At 55.2% G+C, this 19,164-nt stretch carries 13 protein-coding genes; 9 read left to right on the forward strand and 4 right to left on the reverse strand.

Annotation, left to right across the window (positions count from 1 at the left end):
• Window positions 1-232 precede the first annotated feature (232 nt).
• From VGM48_RS25660 to VGM48_RS10910, 6 genes are all read left to right on the forward strand, one after another.
• Window positions 233-2,563 carry an NADP-dependent malic enzyme gene (locus tag VGM48_RS25660; protein ID WP_331578928.1) on the forward strand — a complete coding sequence of 777 codons (2,331 nt, stop codon included), beginning with the start codon at window positions 233-235 and terminating at the stop codon, window positions 2,561-2,563.
• An 18-nt stretch (window positions 2,564-2,581) separates the two neighbouring features.
• Complete coding sequence (locus VGM48_RS10890; protein ID WP_331578930.1) at window positions 2,582-3,319, forward strand: ABC transporter permease; 738 nt, start codon at window positions 2,582-2,584, stop codon at window positions 3,317-3,319.
• Window positions 3,320-3,344: 25 nt separating this feature from the next.
• Window positions 3,345-4,154: an ABC transporter ATP-binding protein gene (locus VGM48_RS10895; protein WP_331578932.1), complete on the forward strand. Its 810-nt coding sequence runs from the start codon at window positions 3,345-3,347 to the stop codon at window positions 4,152-4,154.
• A gap of 61 nt (window positions 4,155-4,215) precedes the next feature.
• Entirely contained in the window at window positions 4,216-5,088 is an 873-nt protein-coding gene (sucD, locus tag VGM48_RS10900) for a succinate--CoA ligase subunit alpha (protein ID WP_331578934.1), read from the forward strand.
• A gap of 98 nt (window positions 5,089-5,186) precedes the next feature.
• Window positions 5,187-5,468 carry a hypothetical protein gene (locus VGM48_RS10905; RefSeq protein WP_331578936.1) on the forward strand — a complete coding sequence of 94 codons (282 nt, stop codon included), beginning with the start codon at window positions 5,187-5,189 and terminating at the stop codon, window positions 5,466-5,468.
• Window positions 5,469-5,599: 131 nt separating this feature from the next.
• Window positions 5,600-11,686 (forward strand): alpha-2-macroglobulin family protein, encoded by a 6,087-nt coding sequence (locus VGM48_RS10910; RefSeq protein WP_331578938.1) that lies wholly within the window; start codon window positions 5,600-5,602, stop codon window positions 11,684-11,686.
• A gap of 67 nt (window positions 11,687-11,753) precedes the next feature.
• On the opposite strand, the gene VGM48_RS10915 is transcribed toward VGM48_RS10910, so the two are convergent.
• Complete coding sequence (locus VGM48_RS10915; RefSeq protein ID WP_331578940.1) at window positions 11,754-12,257, reverse strand: hypothetical protein; 504 nt, start codon at window positions 12,255-12,257, stop codon at window positions 11,754-11,756.
• 46 nt (window positions 12,258-12,303) lie between these two features.
• Here VGM48_RS10915 and VGM48_RS10920 point away from each other — a divergent pair, with 46 nt between their 5' ends.
• Window positions 12,304-13,389 carry an FAD-binding oxidoreductase gene (locus VGM48_RS10920; protein WP_331578942.1) on the forward strand — a complete coding sequence of 362 codons (1,086 nt, stop codon included), beginning with the start codon at window positions 12,304-12,306 and terminating at the stop codon, window positions 13,387-13,389.
• 5 nt (window positions 13,390-13,394) lie between these two features.
• Here VGM48_RS10920 and VGM48_RS10925 read toward each other — a convergent pair whose 3' ends face one another.
• Entirely contained in the window at window positions 13,395-14,243 is an 849-nt protein-coding gene (locus tag VGM48_RS10925; protein ID WP_331578944.1) for a zinc-dependent peptidase, read from the reverse strand.
• A 194-nt stretch (window positions 14,244-14,437) separates the two neighbouring features.
• Entirely contained in the window at window positions 14,438-15,289 is an 852-nt protein-coding gene (locus VGM48_RS10930) for a zinc-dependent peptidase (protein WP_331578946.1), read from the reverse strand.
• A 61-nt stretch (window positions 15,290-15,350) separates the two neighbouring features.
• On the opposite strand from VGM48_RS10930, the gene aspS reads away from it, so the two are divergent.
• Window positions 15,351-17,189, forward strand: a complete 1,839-nt coding sequence (gene aspS, locus VGM48_RS10935; RefSeq protein WP_331578948.1) for an aspartate--tRNA ligase — start codon at window positions 15,351-15,353, stop codon at window positions 17,187-17,189.
• Complete coding sequence (locus VGM48_RS10940; protein WP_331578950.1) at window positions 17,186-17,698, forward strand: hypothetical protein; 513 nt, start codon at window positions 17,186-17,188, stop codon at window positions 17,696-17,698. The genes aspS and VGM48_RS10940 overlap by 4 nt, the downstream gene beginning before the upstream one ends.
• An 8-nt stretch (window positions 17,699-17,706) precedes the next feature.
• Here the strand turns inward: VGM48_RS10940 and VGM48_RS10945 are convergent, their stop codons facing one another.
• Window positions 17,707-19,110: a S1C family serine protease gene (locus tag VGM48_RS10945; RefSeq protein WP_331578952.1), complete on the reverse strand. Its 1,404-nt coding sequence runs from the start codon at window positions 19,108-19,110 to the stop codon at window positions 17,707-17,709.
• Window positions 19,111-19,164: the final 54 nt, after the last annotated feature.

Below are 19,164 nucleotides of genomic sequence, written 5' to 3' on the forward strand. Positions count from 1 at the left end.
AAAAAGGGACAAATCTTGGTGTAGTAGTTTGAATTACAACCACTTAAGTGTAAACTTATAAAAGCCATGCGCATTTATAGTGCAGTCATGTCAAAATCGCCCGAAAAAAGGTGATTTCACGGGTGCGGCCCACGGCCAAAAAACGGGTGGTGAAGGGTAAAAATGGATAAAAGCCTAGTTTGTAGCATTTTCGTATTTTGCACCGCTAATCATGTCCGTGTAAATACCTTTAATGCAAAAAAAACAGCTCCGCAAAGAGCAGGCTCTTGAATATCATTCCAAAGGACGGCCGGGAAAGATAGAGGTCGTTCCGACGAAAGAGGCAAAAACACAACGGGACCTATCCCTTGCCTATTCACCCGGAGTGGCCGAACCCTGCAAGGAAATCTATAAAAACGTAGAAGAAGTCTATAAATACACGGCCAAAGGCAACCTGGTGGCCGTGATCACCAACGGCACCGCCGTGCTGGGCCTGGGCGATATCGGCCCGGAAGCCTCAAAACCCGTCATGGAAGGGAAAGGGGTCTTGTTCAAGATCTTCGCCGATATCGACGTATTCGATATCGAGATCAACGAGAAGGACCCCGAGAAGTTCGTGCAGATCGTCAAAGCGCTGGAACCCACGTTTGGGGGGATCAACCTGGAAGACATCAAGGCCCCGGAATGCTTTTATATCGAACAGGCCCTGCGGGAGAAGCTGAAGATCCCAGTGATGCACGACGACCAGCATGGGACGGCCATCATCAGCAGCGCAGCCCTGCTGAACGCGCTCGAACTCCAGAAGAAAAAGATCGATAAGGTTCGCTTCGTGATCAACGGCGCGGGCGCCGCGGCCATGGCCTGCGTCAAGCTGTATGTGGCGCTTGGTGCCCGGCCGGAGAATTTCATCCTCTTTGATAAAGACGGCGTTATCCATGCCGACCGCACCGATCTCGACGACGAGAAGCGGAAGTTTGCGACACAAAAGAACGACTGGACGCTGGACAAGGCGATGAAGGACGCCGACGTATTCGTCGGACTCAGCATCGGCAACGTGGTGACCCCCGAAATGGTAAAGAGTATGGCCCGCAGGCCCATCGTGTTCGCAATGGCCAACCCCGACCCGGAGATCACCTATGATCAGGCCACGGCGGCAAGGGAGGACATCATCATGGCCACAGGCCGCAGCGATTATCCCAACCAGGTGAATAATGTCCTGGGATTCCCCTTCATCTTCCGGGGAGCGCTGGACGTCCGGGCCACCCAGATCAACGAGGCGATGAAGCTGGCGGCCGTAAAAGCCCTGGCCGAACTCACCAAGACTCCCGTTCCGGATATTGTGAACATGGCCTACAATGAGAAGAACATGCTTTTCGGGCCTACCTATATCATTCCCAAGCCGCTTGACCCGCGGCTTTTGTCGACGGTCGCACCGGCAGTCGCCCGGGCAGCCATGGAAAGCGGCGTCGCGCAAACCCATATCGAAAATTGGGAGGCTTACGCTATCGAACTGAATCGCCGGCTGGGTCTGGACAACCAACTGATGCGCGTGATGAGCAGCAAGGCCCGGCTGAACCCCAAACGGGTGGTCTTCGCCGAAGCCGACAACCTGAAGATCCTGAAAGTGGCCCAGATGCTCTACGATGAGGGCGTGGCCTTTCCGATGCTGCTGGGGGACGAACGAAAGATCCGGCATATCGCCGCCAGCAACCAGATCGATCTGGAAGGCATGCCGGTGATCAATCCCTATAACGACGAATACGAAGAACAGCGGAGACGTTTCGGCGACCTCTTCTTCCAGAAGCGCCAGCGCCGGGGCTTTAATAAATACGAGGCCTATAAACGGATGCGGGACAGGCTGTACTTTGGTTGTATGATGGTCGAAACGGGTGAAGCGGACGCGATGATCTCGGGCTTGACAAAGAACTATCCCGATACGATCCGGCCCGCCCTGCAGGTCATCGGTACGGAGGAAGGCGTTAAGAAGATTGCCGGGATGTACCTGCTGTTGACAAAACGGGGGCCGCTGTTCCTCGCCGATACCACGGTCAACTTCAACCCCACGGCGGAAGAACTGGCCGACATCACACTGCTTGTAGCCCGGGAAGTCCAGAATTTCAACCTCACACCCCGGGTTGCCTTGCTCAGCTATTCCAATTTCGGCACGAGCGATTCGCCCGAAGCCCGCCTGGTAGCCGAGGCGCGCGAGATCGTCAAGAAAAAAGAACCCAATCTGATCGTCGATGGGGAAATGCAGGCAAGCGTCGCGCTGAACAACGAGCTCATCAAGGAAAATTATCCGTTTAGCGAATTGGTTGATCAGGAAGTGAATACACTGGTGTTCCCAAATCTCGCGGCGGGCAATATTGCTTACAACCTGCTGAAGGAGGTCGGGGGCGCAGACGCCATCGGGCCGATCCTGCTGGGGCTGAAAAAGCCCGTCCATGTCCTGCAGCTGGGAAGCTCGGTCCGGCAGATCTATAATATGGCGCTGGTGGCTATCGTCGACGCGCAGATAAAATGCAAGAACACATCAGACGAAGAAGCAAAGAAAGCGCCCTGGTGGAAACGGGCGAGACATTAAAAAGCATAATTTTAGATAATGACTTTTTTTACGGAATTCGGGAGCTATCTGCTGACCTTAAGAGGAATGTTTACCAAGCCGGAAAACGGCAAGATGTATTGGAAGGAATTCATGCACCAATGCTCGGAGATCGGCATCGGCTCGCTGGGTATCGTCGCGATCATCTCGGTCTTCATGGGTGCGGTATCGACCCTGCAGACGGCCTACCAGCTGGTGAGCCCCCTGATCCCCATTTCTACTATCGCACAGATCGTGCGGGATACCGTCATCCTCGAATTTTCCCCGACGCTCGTATGTATCGTGCTGGCCGGTGTCGTAGGCAGTAAGATCGCGAGCGAACTGGGCAATATGCGTGTCAGCGAACAGATCGATGCCCTCGAGATCATGGGCATCAATACAAAATCCTACCTCATCTTCCCCAAGCTGTTGGCGGCAACGGTCGTGATCCCGATGCTGGTCGTCATCTCGATGGTGCTGGGTATGGTCGGCGGCCGCCTGGCGGGAACCCTCACGGGCATCCTTTCACCCGCGGCCTTCGACAAGGGGCTGCATCAATATTTCAAGCCCTATAACGTATTCTTTGCCATGGCAAAGTCTTATACCTTTGCGTTCATCATTTCCAGTATCCCGGCCTTCTACGGTTATAATGTACAAGGCGGTGCCCTGGAGATCGGCCGCGCGAGCACCAAGTCGGTGGTAGTGTCCTGCGTGTTGGTCTTATTCGCAGACTATATTCTTTCGGCTGTCTTGCTCTAGGAAGAACCCGACCAAACAAATTCAAATGATCGAAATAAAGAATATAAAAAAGGGCTTTGGCGATAAGACGGTGATCAATGACGTAGGCGCTATTTTCCAGACCGGGAAATGCAACCTGATCATTGGAACCAGCGGTAGCGGCAAGACGGTCCTGATGAAATGTCTGGTCGGACTCTTCGAGCCCGACAGCGGCGAGATCGTTTACGACGGGAAAAATTTCTCGGAGATGAATGAAGAACATCGTAAAGAGTTGCGGCAAAGCATCGGCATGCTGTTCCAGGGCTCGGCCCTCTTCGACAGCATGACCGTCGAACAGAATATCCTCTTCCCGCTGGACATGTTCACAAAGAACACCCCGGCGGAGAAGCTGAAAAGGGTCAACGAGGTGCTCGACCGGGTCAATCTCAAAGACGCCAACCATAAATTCCCGGCCGAGATCTCGGGCGGGATGAAAAAGCGCGTAGGCATCGCCCGGGCGATCGTGCTAAACCCGAAATATCTTTTCTGCGACGAACCCAACTCGGGCCTCGACCCGCAGACCTCCCTGCTGATCGATCAGCTGATCAAAGAGATTACCATCGAGTACAATATCACGACGGTGGTCAATACACACGACATGAACAGCGTAATGGAGATCGGGGACCACATCATGTATATGTACCAGGGCCATAAGGAATGGGAGGGGACGAACAAGGAGATCATCTTCAGCAAGAACAAGCTGCTCAACGATTTCATCTTTGCCTCGGAATTCCTCCGGGACGCAAAAGATATGCGGATGCTCGAATCGAAGGGAAAGATCGACAACAACCGTAATATGGATGAATTGCTGAAATGAGTTTTTTCCCCTATTTTTGCGCACCGAATCACCAGCAGGATACGATATCAAATCTACTCTCATGTCAATCTTAGTTAACAAGCAATCCAAAATCATCGTACAGGGCTTTACAGGGACAGAAGGGACATTTCACGCTACACAAATGATCGAATACGGAACACAGGTAGTGGGCGGCGTTACCCCGGGCAAGGGTGGCAACACACATCTGGAAAGGCCGGTTTTCAATACCGTAGCTGATGCGGTGAAGACGACAGGAGCCAATGTGTCGATCATCTTTGTACCGCCGGCTTTTGCGGCCGACGCGATCATGGAAGCGGCAGAGGCCGGTATCGCACTGGTCATCTGTATCACCGAAGGTATCCCCGTACAGGATATGGTGAAGGCTAAGAATTATCTGTTGGGTAAGAATACAAGACTCATCGGTCCCAACTGCCCGGGGGTTATCACCGCCGGCGAGTGCAAGGTCGGGATCATGCCCGGCTTCGTATTCAAGAAAGGGAAGATCGGTATCGTCAGCAAATCGGGTACGCTCACCTATGAAGCCGCCGACCAGGTGGCCAAGGCCGGGCTGGGTATCTCCACGGCTGTGGGCATCGGCGGCGATCCCATCATCGGGACCCCGACAAAAGAAGCGGTCGAACTGCTGATGAACGATCCTGGAACAGAAGGGATCGTCATGATCGGGGAGATCGGTGGAAGCATGGAAGCCGAAGCCGCCCGCTGGATAAAAGATAACAACCGCAAACCCGTCGTTGGATTCATCGCGGGCCAGACAGCGCCTGCCGGCCGCCGGATGGGTCATGCCGGTGCGATCATCGGGGGCGCCGACGATACGGCAGCGGCGAAAATGAAGATCATGGCCGAATGCGGAATCACCGTGGTGCAAACACCCGCGGAGATCGGTTCGACAATGGCCAGGCTGTTCAAGAAATAGTATCAGGTAATTGACAAATAGCAAAGCCGGCCCCCTCTCGGGGGCCGGCTTTCTCATTGATGGCCTATGTGTAGTCAGAAACAGCGTAGCTAGAAACAGTGACGGTCACGGTAGACATCGCGCCGGTCGAAACGGAGATCACGGCGATCCCGGTTCATATCCCGCCGGTCATGAGCGAGATCACGGCGATCAAACGTCCGGTCATACCGGACATCGGCACGGTCACGGCGGATATCGTTGCGGTCATGACGGACATCCATCCGGTCATGATGCATATCGCGACGATTATCATAGCGGCCCTGAGCCTGAATGCCAACGGCGAAAAAAAGGCCGGCGGCAAGAAGAAAGGTCAGTTTCGTTTTCATACTAGTAATTTTTAAGTTTTTGTGGAGCCTAATAGCAGACTCATATATAAGATTCCGGGTAAGCTATTGTGTTTAAAAGGAATACGTTATAACCTTGTTAAATGGGCCAATCCTTCAAAAAAACTATCTTTAAACAAATATTTCCCATGGGTGTCCGACGTGTATTGGTATTGTCTTTCTTTTGCGCCCTGACGTTTATCGTCAACGCCCAACCGAACCCATCCGGTTATGACGCGAAATGGAAATTGATCGATTCGCTGATCCTGAAAAAAGGAATGACACAGTCCGCACTCGACGAAGTGCACAAGCTTGTCGTCGTTGCCCGGCGGGAGAAGAACGATCCACAGCTCATCAAAGGACTCGTCTACCGGCTGCGACTCGAACAGACTCGCACCGACAGCGGGATACTATTCGCGATAAACGACCTCGAACACGAACTGTCGACGGACAATGACCGGCAGCCGGCGCGGTCGATCCTGCAGTCCATCCTTGCGGGATTATACTATGATTACCTCCGTACCAACTTCTATCAGTTGAGCAGTCGGAGCAACACCGTCAATTTTGAAAAGAAAGATGTCGCCACCTGGTCAATAAATGATCTCAAAAGAAAGATCACCGGGTTATACCTGGGTTCCCTCACCGGCGAACAGCAGCTTTGGCAAACGCCGACGACAGACTACTCCCCGATCGTCGTCCGGGGAAACGCCTCCGCATTGCGTCCTACCCTGCTGGACCTGCTCGGGCACGCCGCCCTGGATTATTTCAAGATCATCGATGCCATGAACGATCAACAACGGAAGGATAGTCTTTCAGGCCAAAGCCAGGCCAGGTTGCTGCTGCAACGGCTTCTCCGGCGGCATCAGGCCGATAAAACCCCTGATGCGCTGATCGATCTGCAGATCGAACAGGCGGTCTTCGAATATCAATATGGTAGTTCCGAAAAAAAGGATCAGCGATACCTCCGGGAACTTGTCCGGATAACGGATCAGTATGGCTCACATCCTTCCTCCGCGGAAGCCTGGTATCTCCAGGCGCAGTACTATGCCGGTCATTCGGGCGTTGCTGCCAACCAACAGGATAGTCTCGGTAATCAAAAAGCGGTTACCATCTGTGAGCGGGTGCTTGCCTCGAAAGACAGCAGCGAAGGCCGGGGGCATTGCGAGCGCCTGTTGTACGATCTGCAACGAAAGACGATCAATCTCACGACAGAGAAAGTAAATATCCCCAATCTGCCTTTCCGCGTATTGGTCCAGTGGCGCAACTTCTCCCGGCTTTACCTGCGGCTCATCGCGTATGACCCCGCCGACGAATCGCAGAACTATGTTCATGACACGGTATTCTGGAAAAAAGCGTTGCAAACCCCGGTTATCCGCGCCTGGACCCAGGACCTGCCGGATACAAAGGATTATAGGTCGCATGAAGTGGAGATCGCGGTCGGCTCGCTGCCCCCGGGAAACTATGCCCTGCTGGCAAGTACGGATGAGGGCTGGGGTTTCAAAAGTTCGGTGATGTGTCTCCAGGGATTCGCCGTCTCCCGCATCAGTTGGATCAACCAGGGCGATGACTTTTTCGTGCTGGACCGGCAGAGTGGGCAGCCGCTTGCCGGCGCCGGGGTCCGCATCTGGGACCGGCCCAACACCGGTAACGGGAAGCGGCTGGTTAAAGGTGAAGCTTTTACCTCCGACGCACGGGGTTATTTCCACCTGCCACGAAAGAAAGATCTGTCCGCCGGTCCTACCCTGCTGGAGGTGACGATCGCGGGCGACCATTATTTTCCGCGGGACCTGGTGTTTGGCAATTACTATCCCGAAACCGGTAATGCGGCGCCCGAAGAAAGGCGGGATTATGAAGTCCGGCATGCGCAAGGTTATCTGTTTACCGACCGGGCGATCTACCGGCCGGGACAGACCGTTTATTTCAAAGGTATCCAGGTGACGAAGGATTATGACAGCCATACGAACAAGCTGATGACGGATGCGGCGGTAAAACTGTACCTGTTCAATTCGAATCAGCAAAAGATCGACAGTTTCGACGGTAAGACGAATGCCTTCGGCTCCTATCATGGCGCATTCCGGTTGCCGGAACATCAGCTGAATGGGAGCTTTTCGATCCAACAGGAGGATATCGGAACAGCCGTCAGCTTTTCGGTAGAGGAATACAAGCGGCCAAAATTCTTTGTCGATTACGACAAGATGGCCGGCAGTTACCGGGTGGGCGACAGTATCCGGGTGACCGGCTTTGCAAAAGCCTATGCGGGCAATGGGATCGATGGAGCCACGGTGGTCTACCGGATCACCCGGCGGGCGCATTTCCATTACCTCTGGTTGTTCTCACGCCGGATCATGCCCGTCAGCATGGCGGAGATCGGGCATGGCCAACTGCAGACCGATGCCGAGGGGAAATTCACGATCCCGTTCTTTGCCGTGCCGGATGAGCAGGTGAGTCCGGATACGAAGCCGGAATATGATTATGAGGTGACCGCGGATGTGACGGATGTCAACGGAGAGACGCGAAGCGGCCGCACGACGATCGTCGCCGGCTATACGGTTATGCGGCTGGAATTGAAGGTGCCACTGGAGGGTCAGTTGCCCGCGGATAGTGCGGTCCGGATCGCTGTCGGCGCTACCAATCTTTCGGGCGAGCCGGTAGGTGCCGATGTGGGGCTGACACTTTATCCTTTACAGGCGCCACAGCGGCTGATCCGTGCGCGGCTATGGTCGCCGCCCGACCGCTTTGTGCTGTCCCGGAACACCTTCCTCGATTCCTTTCCGCACGACGAATACCGGGAAGAAACAAACAAAGAGACCTGGGAAAAAGAAAAGGCGGTCTGGGAAAAAAGGTCATCGGTCGCCGATTCGGGTAAGCCGGAACTGACGATCCCGGGCGGAACTCTGGCGCCGGGCTGGTATCTCCTCGAGGCTAGCACCGTCGACAATTACGGGCAGCCGGTGGTGGATAAGCAGTATATCCAGCTGTATGACGGCAAGACGGGCCGGCCCGGCAATCCGCAGTATGTGTGGCCGGCGAAGCAATCCGTGACGGCAGAGCCGGGGCAGAAGGTGACGACGACAATGGGGTCTTCGGACGCTGACCTCTTCGTGATCCGCACCATGGAGCATCCGGCTGAGAAGACCTATCAGCCCTTTGCCCTGAGTAAAGAAAGGAAGAGCTACGAATGGACGATCGCGGATTCCGACCGGGGCGGGTTTGGGGTGCTCGATGCATTTGTCAGGGACAATCGCATCTATCAGCATTCCACGACCGTGAGCGTGCCCTGGTCGAATAAGCAACTGGATATCCATTACGCCAGCTACCGGGACAAAACGCAACCCGGCAGCACGGAGAAATGGCAGGTAAAGATCACCGGTACCAACGGCGAGAAGGCGTCGGCCGAGGTACTGGCGGCGATGTACGACGCTTCGCTGGACGCATTCCGGGGACATCGCTGGCAGACGCCTACCCTCTATCCGGTTTTTGGCGGTGCGTCGGAGTGGCCGGGTTATGCGATGTTTACGCCGGTCCGGTCGCTGGGCCGGGAGTTTGGCGCCCGCCGGCCGGGGTTCTATAGTAAGGTCTATGACCGGTTGCTGCAGCCGCAGAGAGCGGGACCGCTGCTTTATAGAAACGCGCTATCGGCACCCAGTGAGATGTATGCCCATGCCGATCTGCTAAAAGCGATGCCCTCGGCGGCCATGGACAAGCGCGGGCTGGTGTCTGGCCGGTTAGCAGAGGACGAGGTCGTGGCCTCCGCGCCTCCTCCGGCCCCGCCGCCCGTTCAGGCGCGCAAGGACTTCCGGGAGACGGCCTTCTTCTTCCCCGAGCTGCATACCGACAGCGCAGGCAACGTAAGCTTTACCTTCACCATGCCCGAAGCATTGACCAGCTGGAAATGGATGACGCTGGCGCATACCCGCGATCTGGCCTTTGGTTATTCTGAGCGATCCATCATCACGCAGAAACAGCTGATGGTCCAACCCAATGCCCCCCGCTTTTTGCGCGAAGGCGACCGGATGGAATTGCCGGTGAAAGTGGTCAACCTCACCGATTCGGAACTGACGGGACAGATGTATCTGCAACTCACCGATCCAACGACGGGCGAAACGGCCGATGGCTGGTTTACCAATCGCCAGGCCAATCAATACTTTACCGTGCCTGCGCATCAAAGCGTCTCCGTCGGTTTCCCGCTGGATGTTCCTTATCAATACAACCGGCCGCTGACCTACAAGGTCACCGCCGAAGCCCGTAACTACAGCGACGGCGAAGAAGCCACGCTGCCTGTTGTAAGCAACCGCATGCTGGTGACCGAGAGCCTCCCCTTGAACATGCCCGGAGATGGTACAAAGCATTTCAGCTTTGACAAGTTGCTGAAAAGTGGTAGCAGCGAGACCCTCAATCACCATGCGCTGACGGTGGAGTTCACCGCCAACCCCGCCTGGTATGCCGTGCAGGCCCTCCCCTACCTGATGGAGTATCCCTATGAATGCACCGAACAGACCTTCAACCGGGCATATGCCAATGCGCTGGCCACGAAGATCGTGACCGGTACCCCCAGACTTCGCCAGGTGTTTGAGAAATGGCGGTCGGATACCGCGGCATTGCTGAGCAATCTGCAAAAGAACTCCGGGTTGAAATCGGTGCTGCTCGAAGAGACCCCCTGGGTACTGCAGGGGAAAAGCGAAGAGCAGCAGAAAAAGAATATCGCGCTGCTGTTTGATCTGGATCGGATGAGCCGGGAACTGGAGTCGGCGATCGACCGCCTCAGCCGCTTACAATCGCAGGATGGCGGCTTCCCCTGGTTTGAGGGCGGCACAGACGACCGGTATATCACCCAGTATATCCTTACCGGTATCGGCCGCCTACAGCGACTAAAGGCCCTCCCCGCTTCGACGGAAACGAAGATAAAAATGGTGCTGTCAGCGGCGCTGCCCTGGCTCGACGCGCAGGTGCGCATGGACTATGAAAAGGAATTGGCCGCTGAAAAGCTCCGGGCAAAAGGTGGGGCGCGACCGCTTACCGCCGGCGTCATCAGCCGGTTGACCATACAGTATTTGTATATGCGGAGCTTCTTCAACGAATCCGGCATTCCGGGTGATATATTACCCGCAGTCAGCTATTATCGCAAGCAGTGCCAGAACACCTGGGTACAGGAAGGGAAGTATATGCAGGGCATGATCGCGCTGGCGCTCTTCCGTACCGGCGATATCCGGACGGCGAAGGATATCATTGCTTCCCTGAAGCAGACCGCGATCCGCGACGAGGAGAAGGGCATGTACTGGAAGGGAATGGAGACCGGTTATTTTTGGTACCAGGCGCCCGTGGAAACCCAATCCCTGCTGGTGGAGGCCTTCCGGGAGATCGCCCCGGACGCCGTCGTCGACCGGCAGCTAAAGACCTGGCTGCTGCGACAGAAACAAACGCACAACTGGCCCACGACAAAGGCGACCGCGGATGCCTGTTATGCACTGATGATAGGTGGACAGAACTGGCTGAATGCCGAAAGGAATGTAGCCATCACGCTGGGGGATAAAAAGATCGACTGGCCGGCCAATGCTTCGGGCGAGGCAGGCACCGGCTATAACAAAAAAGTGTTTGACGCCCCATTCGTCAATCCTTCGATGGGAAATATAACCGTGACGATGAAGACAGCCGGCGCCACCCCCGCCGCGGCCGGCGCCAACCCCGCCCGGGGCGCCACCCCAACCAATGGCCCCGCCCCCACTGGCAGTTCACCCGCCTGGGGCGCCGTCTACTGGCAATACTTCGACATGCTCGACCGCATCACCCCGCCGGCACCGGGCAAGGCCGCCCTGCGGATCGAAAAAAAGCTGTTCCTATCCCGCAATACCGACCGGGGGCCCGTGCTGGAGCCGATTGTCGACAATGGATCTTTGAAACCCGGCGACAAGGTCGTCGTGCGGATCGTGATCACCGCCGATCGCAGCCTCGAGTACGTGCATATGAAGGATATGCGGGGAGCTTGTTTCGAACCGGTGAATGTGATCAGCAGCTACAAATGGCAGGATGGACTGGGGTATTACGAAAGTACCAGGGATGCCAGCACGGATTTCTTCTTCAGCTGGCTGCCGAAGGGGACCCATGTTTTCGAATATACGCTCTTCACGGGTCAGGCAGGCAACTTCAGCAATGGTCTGACGAGTATCGAATGTATGTATGCGCCGGAATTCTCCTTCCATAGCGAGGGGATCCGCGTAAATGTGGAAGCCGCTCCCTAAAAAAGGAATGTGGAAGCCGCGCCCTAAGACGGAATGTGCAGGCCGCGCCCTGAGGCGGAAGGTCCCCCTAGGATGGCGGAAGCAGGGGGATCCTTTTCACCGACGCACCGACCCCTTTTATAAAGAGATAATTGGTGGTGCCGCCGACGACGGCCCCGACGACGGGGATGAGGCGGCCACCGGCCCTCGCGCCCATGCGAAGCAATAATTTTTCGGCGACTCTCTCCAGGATCTCACGGGTCAGGAGCAGGCCCGCCTCGAGGCCCAGCGAGACGCCGACCACCGACATCAGCTCTTCAAAACTGACGTTATAGTTCCCGCGCCGGGCGTAGATGATCCCCAACGTAACCCGGAACTGTTGCGCAAAGTTGTTGAACAGATCGGCGGGGATACCGACGATCATGGTCACAGCACCACCCATGCCGGTGACGGCGCCGGTGGACGCCGCCAGCCGCGCGCAATGTTCGATAAATCCATCGATCCCCATGCGGTCCACCCCTTTCTGGATGCCATGCTGGTTGATGCTGTCGAATATTTTTCGAAAGCCATAGTAGGCGAGACGCTGAGTCATCCGGTTTCTCTCCATTTACTATCTTCATGCAAACTTCAAACCAAGGATGGGACGACAAGTAGAATTGCTGATCATCGGCGCGGGTATTTGCGGGAGTTTTCTTCATCTCGAGCTGGAAAGGGCAGGGTTGTCCCATTTGGTCATCGATGAGGGGTCCCCTTTCGCGGCATCGCGGGTGGCGGCAGGGTTGATCAACCCCGTGACAGGTCGCCGGCTGGTCACCACCTGGATCATCGACGAACTGCTCGGCTTTGCACGCGAAGCGTATGACCGCGCCGCGGAAGAACTGGGCGCCCGTTTTTTTTCGCCGGCGACCGTGGTCGATTATTTCCCGACGGCGCAGATGCGGCTGGCCTTTCTAAAGCGGCTGGAAGAAGGCGGCGCCTACCTGCGATTACCGGACGACGAACGCGATTGGCTGGACCGTTTTTATTACGAGTTGGGTTATGGGCTCATCGGCCCCTGTTATCTTGTCGATGTCCCGGCCCTTCTCGAAGCCTGCCGCCAGCGGATGAAGACGCGGGGACGGGTCCTGGAAGAGCGGTTCGAATCAGCGGAATTACGGGTGGACGAAGAAGGAGTGCGCTATCGGGATATCGAAGCCCGGCGGATCGTGTTTTGCGACGGGGCCGCCGGTTTTGACAACCCCTGGTTTTCGCGGCTGCCCTTCGCTCCCAATAAAGGCGAGGCCCTGATCGTGGAGATACCCGGTTGGAAAGACCGGCCGGCAGGCGCCGGCGAAGCGCTGGTGTTTAAGAAAGGCATCAGTCTCGTGCCCTGGCGCGAGAACCTATACTGGGCAGGTTCTTCGTATGAATGGTCGTTTGAACATGCGCAGCCGACGGAACTTTTCCGGGCGCGAACGGAGGCGGCGTTGCGGGATTGGCTGAAAGAGCCCTTCCGTACTGTTGAGCACTGGGCCGCTGTGCGCCCGGCTACGCTGGAGCGTCGCCCGTTTGTAGGATTTCATCCGGGATCTCCGGCCGTAGGTATACTTAATGGAATGGGTACGAAGGGATGTTCCCTGGCTCCTTATTTTGCGCATGAGCTGGTACAAAATGTTTTGACCGGCCGCCCGATCCGGGCAGATGCCGATGTTAAAAGATTTACAAAGGTTCTGACAAGGAAATAAGGATTCTATAGAAGCGTAGTTTCCTCCTGGGAAACCGATTCCGAACGGAGTATCAGGGTCGTGCTGCCCGAGATACAATCCAGGGGGTCCTGATTAAGAACGCGTGACATAGCCCTATACAGATCGGGAAGCTCATGCCGGAACTGAACCGGGCTCTCAAAGAAGACCTCCACGGCGACGGCCCAAAACTCGTGATAGTTGGTGGACGCATAGTCACCCAGAAGATTCCGGATCCCATGTTCCCCCTGCATGGAGGTAAAGATGGGCCGGGCTACCTTGGAGAAGTTGGGGAACTCCTTTTTGAAATGTTTGTCTTCTTCCGTCTGGGTGATAAAATTCACATAGGCCAGGGCATGAGCCATTTCATGAAGACCTACATTGCAGTTGGCGGTCTGTCCCGAAATGCCACGCATAAAATTATCCCAGGAAAGATAGATCCCGGTCTGGTCGACATGCCCCATGAAGGGCCGGGAATAGAAACCGTAGTGATAGTCGTCGCGAAGGATGAAGATATCGTCGAAATAATTGAGCTTGTACTTATCCAGCCCAAAGGTCAGTTGAACGGCCGCCGCACTGACCAGTATCGGCATCTCGGCTGACTGTTCCACCTCTATATAGTGGAAGTTCTTGGAATGCTGAAAAAGCCAGGTCCGGAAAAGGAATTTCCGCTGCTCATCCAACCCCAGCCGGTTGTAATAGCGAAAATGCCGGGCAACCACCGAATGGTAGAAGGTCTCATTCGCGACAAATCTTTTAAACTGATGTTTTGTGTAAAGGCGCTGAAACAGCAATGTGACCGGACGATTAAGAATGAGAATCCCCAGTACCAATGAAAAGATGACAATGATTTCCATAAGGTTCATTTTCTGTAGTCTAAGAAATGATAAAATAAACCAGGTCTTACATTGGCTATGGATACGGAACTAAGGGTTTTCAGATTAGAAGGGAAAACCAGTAGAGGGGTTTAATCAAGAGGAATGAATCGTACGGATGCGAACAAAATAGAAATAATTCCTGAAAAAGAGAAGCGTTGTGGAAAGTTTTCATTTCAGGAACCGGTCTGCCCAAGGCCGTCGCCGACATCTTCAGCCGATATAATACTGGAATCCAACACTTTATAAGGCGTCAGCGGATCCTGGTTCAGCAGGGTGCACAGTGAATAGTACAATTCGGGCAGCTGCCGCTTGAAAGAGGTCGGCCGCTCGAAAAAGGTTTCGATACAAACAGCCCAGAATTCCTGGTAGTTGGTGGCGGCGTAGGGGTCGAGCAGGGTACGCTCTCCGCCTTGCATGCGCTCAAAGATTGGCCGGGCTACCGCCGAAAATTCCGTGAACCGGCTGTGAAAACTATTGTCACGGCCGTCATGAACCGTGAAGTTGACATAGGTCAGCGCATGCGCCATCTCGTGAAGCCCGACATTCTGCCCATCGGAGTAATCGGTGAATTCCCGGATAAAATGGGTCCAGGAGAGATAGATCCCGTCTTCGCAGACATGGCCTTCGAAAGGCATGTTATAAAGCCCGAAGCGGTATTTATCTTTTAAGATATGGATGGTCCTGAAATAGTCGAGGCGAAAGTGTTCCAGTCCAAAGGTGAGTTGAACGGCAGCGGCGCTGATCAGCAGAGGCATGCTTTCATCGGGCTCGATGTCGATATATTCGAATTTCTTGGCTTCCATGAAGAGCAGCACCCGTTGGAGAAAGCGCCGGCGGTCGGTGTTGCTGAGACTGCGGTAATAGGGGTTATAGCGGGAGAGCAGGCTGTCGAAATCATCGTGTCTGGCCTCATAGACCCGGTTGTTCTTTTCCGTCTGCACCCGGATGAATAACCGGTAGACCAGAAACACAAGGAGAAGGCCCAGGAGGAAGAACCCGGTCATATAGGCAGCATCGACGGTCATGAACGGAAAAATAGCGATTTTTCCCGCATCCTGCATACCTTTGGCGCTCAAAAAATAGGGAATGTACAGGACGCACACTTGTGGAGAATTAAGAAGCGCTCAGATCGGTCAGACCGTTACCCTGGCAGGCTGGGTGCAGACGCTTCGGAAATTTGGCAGTATCACTTTTATCGATTTACGCGACCGCTATGGGATTACCCAGCTTTTGATCGGAGAAGAGCTGAACAGGCAACTGATAGATAACCCGCTTGGCCGGGAATTTGTCATCCAGGCAAAGGGAACGGTCACTGAGCGCACCAGCAAGAATCCGCAGTTGCCAACAGGCGATATCGAGATCACCGTGCAGTCCTTTTCGATCCTGAATAAAGCCATGACGCCGCCTTTTACCATCCAGGACGAAACGGATGGCGGCGACGATCTGCGGATGAAATACCGCTTCCTCGACCTGCGTCGTGCCGCGCTCCGCAAAAACCTCGAATTACGGTATGCCGTAAACCGCGCAGCCCGTAACTACCTGCATGAAAATAATTTTATGGATCTGGAGACGCCCTTCCTCATCAAATCGACACCGGAAGGCGCCAGGGATTTTGTCGTTCCCTCCCGGATGAACCCGGGCCAGTTCTATGCCCTCCCACAGTCGCCGCAGACCTTTAAACAACTGCTGATGGTCAGCGGCTACGACCGGTATTACCAGATCGTCAAGTGTTTTCGCGATGAGGACCTCCGCGCCGACCGGCAACCCGAGTTTACCCAGATCGACTGCGAGATGAGTTTCGTGGAACAGGAAGATATCCTTGCGATGTTCGAGGGAATGGTCAAGTATATCTTTAAGACCGTGAAGAACATCGACTATACCGAAAAAGTGGAACGGACTACCTGGGAAGAAGCGATGTGGCAATATGGCAATGACAAGCCGGACATCCGGTTCGGAATGCGCCTGCTGAACCTCAAATCTGCCTTTACAAAAGGGGGGAACATCGTCGCAACAGGCGAGTTGATCAAGAACGCCGGCTTTGGCGTTTTCGACAACGCGGAGACGGTGCTGGCTATCGCGGTGCCGGGCTGCAATGAATATACCCGCAAGCAGATCGATGAACTCACGGATTGGGTAAAGCGGCCACAGATAGGAATGCAGGGGCTTGTATATATCAGATGTGCTGATGACGGGTTCAAGAGCAGTGTCGACAAGTTCTATGATCAGGCCCGGCTGAAGGCCATCGCAGATGCGGCGGGTGCAAAGTCCGGCGACCTGATCCTCGTGCTGGCGGGGCGGGAAGAACGGACGCGGAAGGCGATCAGCGAGCTACGGCTGGAGATGGGCAGGAGATTGGGCCTCCGCCGGGAAAACGAGTTCAAACTGCTGTGGGTGCTGGATTTCCCGCTTTTCGAATATGCCGAAGAAGAGAACCGCTGGGTGGCGCGTCACCATCCCTTCACATCGCCGAAGCCCTCGGATATCGATGTGATGATCGACAACAGTCCGGTTATCGCCAACGCGGAAAAATATCTTGAACACCCCTACAATCATATTAAAGCGAATGCCTATGATATGGTGCTCAACGGCAACGAGATCGGCGGCGGAAGCATCCGCATCTATCAGCGGGAGCTGCAGGAGAAAATGTTTGCCGCCCTTGGGATGAGCAAGGAAGAGGCCTTGCATAAGTTCGGTTTCCTTCTTGGCGCCTTTGAATACGGCGCTCCGCCGCATGGCGGCATCGCCTTCGGGTTTGACCGGCTTTGTGCGATCCTTGGCGGGAGTGAAAGCATCCGGGATTTTATCGCCTTCCCCAAGAACAACGCCGGAAGGGATGTGATGCTGGATGCACCGAGCACGATTGACGAGAAACAACTGAAAGAGCTGTCGGTCCAACTGGATCTCAGCGGGAGGGACAGCTTATGACCCGATCGCTCAAAGTAGCCAGCGTGCTGTCGTGGATCAGCTTGCTCTTCTGGGGGTTGAATGTGATCTCGGGCATCCTCGGATCCCTGACGGCCTTCAATCCGCTGATCCTCGTCATGCTTGTGATCCTGGCTTCGATCCCTCTTCATAGTTATGCTGCGATCCAGCTTCACAAAAGCATCCGGCGGCCGGAGATCAAACTCAGCCACCAGACCCCCTCGGGGATCCGCTTCGTCGGGCTCGTCGCGTTGATGATCGGATTTCTCTTTCTTCTGGGGGGAATGATCATGTCCAAAAATGCGGCGGAAATGCTTGCGACAGCCAGGGAGCAAGGGTTCATGAAGGAAATGTACGACAGGATCACCGTCGACGACCTTCGCCGGTATGGGTACCTTGCCATGGTGCTCGGGCTGATTACGGTGGTAAATGTGATCCTGAACCTTCGGCTGCTGCGCTGGTACTACCTGGTTCATCAAAGCGACGCGTCCAAACGCGACGAGTCGCAATAAGGGGTCTCTCAGCGGCGGTCGGCCGACTTCGAACGGCGGATACCATATCCGGCAAGGACGCCGATCAGGGCGATCAGGATCGTTGCGATAAACAGCATACGTTCCACCGAGCCCAGGGTCCTGCCTTTCCCTCTTTTTATATTCTCCCGGCAATTGGCAATATAGGTGTAGATACCCGGGTAGTGGCTGTTTAGTTGCAATACGGCATCGAATCCCTGGAGGGCGGCTGCATATTCGTGCCGTTCATATTCATCCAGCGCCTGGGCAAACCGGCGGGTAGCCTTACCCGGCCGGGCGGTGATGCCTGCGCTGTCGAGGTATTCTTTGAGAATGGCGACCGGTACGGCGAAGTTGAGACCCGCCGCCAGAATGCCGTTGTTCTCCAGACTGCCGAAGGTGGTCAGCCCTACCACTTCTCCCCGCTGATTACATACGGGACCACCGCTGCTGCCATGGTTGATATTGGCATCCATCTGGACCAGCGGCCAGCCGCCAACCGACCGTTTTATCGCGCTGACGATCCCGGTCGTCAGGGTCGGTTCGATAGCCGAGGCAGCAGAGACAAAGTCGTTGTTGGTGACGGGAGCCGGATAGCCATAGACAAACAGCTGTTCGCCGACCTGCGGTAGCTCCTGGGGAGCCAGGTTGAGCACGGGCATTTCTTCTTTGGCGTCGATCTTGAGGATCGCGATATCCTTACCCGGCATCGGCTGGCCCTTGATGACGATGTCGGCCGGCCGTTTGACCGTATCGGAATGATGGTTACCGTTGTCGCTGCGGTACACCACATAGACGTTTTTCTTCAGGTCATAGAGGATCATCGAGAAGAGCCGGGAGTACACCGAGGCGTAGGTAGTATAGAGAAGGCTTCGTTGCGCCTCGGTAAAATGGGTCGCCCAGGAGGTCTCCAGCGCGGCGATGGAAGCCTCGGTTATCTGCCGGAACGCGGAGAGGATAAACTGGCGGCGGATAAAGGCGTCCTCCCGGTCTATCAGATGACAGTTGGTCGCGACATAACCGTCGCCTGTAATAAAAAAGCCCGTACCGATGGCCGTGATCTGTTCGGGCTGCTTGATATAGTCGAAAGTCGTCTGGAAGAACCGGGCGGGCCGGTTGTTCATCTCCTGGAGAACGATATCCAGCTTCTGCTCGGCGGTGACCCCACCCCCATGGTCCAGGTTTTGTATGGAATCCAGCAAGGCATTGAATGCCTTGTTATCCATTTTCATGCTGTTGACGTAGACGTTTGCGGTGTACTCGGTTCGGATCATGACGACGCCCGGGCGGTTGAGGGCGTAGTTCTCCACCCCGGATAGTCTGGGGTCCTGCCCTGTAGCAGTGCTGCGGGCGGCCAACAGCAGACAGAGGAGAAAAGCCAATGGCAATCGATTCGGCATGAGGTTGTTGAGCATAGTCGGGCCTCTGGGCTATTAAACAGGAAAAAGGATAACTTGTTGTACTATTGT

Origin of the sequence: Puia sp., from assembly GCF_036500295.1 — a bacterium.
Classification (GTDB): Bacteria; Bacteroidota; Bacteroidia; order Chitinophagales; family Chitinophagaceae; genus Puia.

Coding starts and splice junctions, on each gene's coding strand:
- VGM48_RS25660 (WP_331578928.1), top strand. CDS start 233: ATGCAAAAAAAACAGCTCCGCAAAGAGCAGGCTCTTGAATATCATTCC.
- VGM48_RS10890 (WP_331578930.1), top strand. CDS start 2,582: ATGACTTTTTTTACGGAATTCGGGAGCTATCTGCTGACCTTAAGAGGA.
- VGM48_RS10895 (WP_331578932.1), top strand. CDS start 3,345: ATGATCGAAATAAAGAATATAAAAAAGGGCTTTGGCGATAAGACGGTG.
- sucD (WP_331578934.1), top strand. CDS start 4,216: ATGTCAATCTTAGTTAACAAGCAATCCAAAATCATCGTACAGGGCTTT.
- VGM48_RS10910 (WP_331578938.1), top strand. CDS start 5,600: ATGGGTGTCCGACGTGTATTGGTATTGTCTTTCTTTTGCGCCCTGACG.
- VGM48_RS10915 (WP_331578940.1), bottom strand. CDS start 12,257: ATGACTCAGCGTCTCGCCTACTATGGCTTTCGAAAAATATTCGACAGC.
- VGM48_RS10920 (WP_331578942.1), top strand. CDS start 12,304: ATGGGACGACAAGTAGAATTGCTGATCATCGGCGCGGGTATTTGCGGG.
- VGM48_RS10925 (WP_331578944.1), bottom strand. CDS start 14,243: ATGGAAATCATTGTCATCTTTTCATTGGTACTGGGGATTCTCATTCTT.
- VGM48_RS10930 (WP_331578946.1), bottom strand. CDS start 15,289: ATGACCGTCGATGCTGCCTATATGACCGGGTTCTTCCTCCTGGGCCTT.
- aspS (WP_331578948.1), top strand. CDS start 15,351: ATGTACAGGACGCACACTTGTGGAGAATTAAGAAGCGCTCAGATCGGT.
- VGM48_RS10940 (WP_331578950.1), top strand. CDS start 17,186: ATGACCCGATCGCTCAAAGTAGCCAGCGTGCTGTCGTGGATCAGCTTG.
- VGM48_RS10945 (WP_331578952.1), bottom strand. CDS start 19,110: ATGCTCAACAACCTCATGCCGAATCGATTGCCATTGGCTTTTCTCCTC.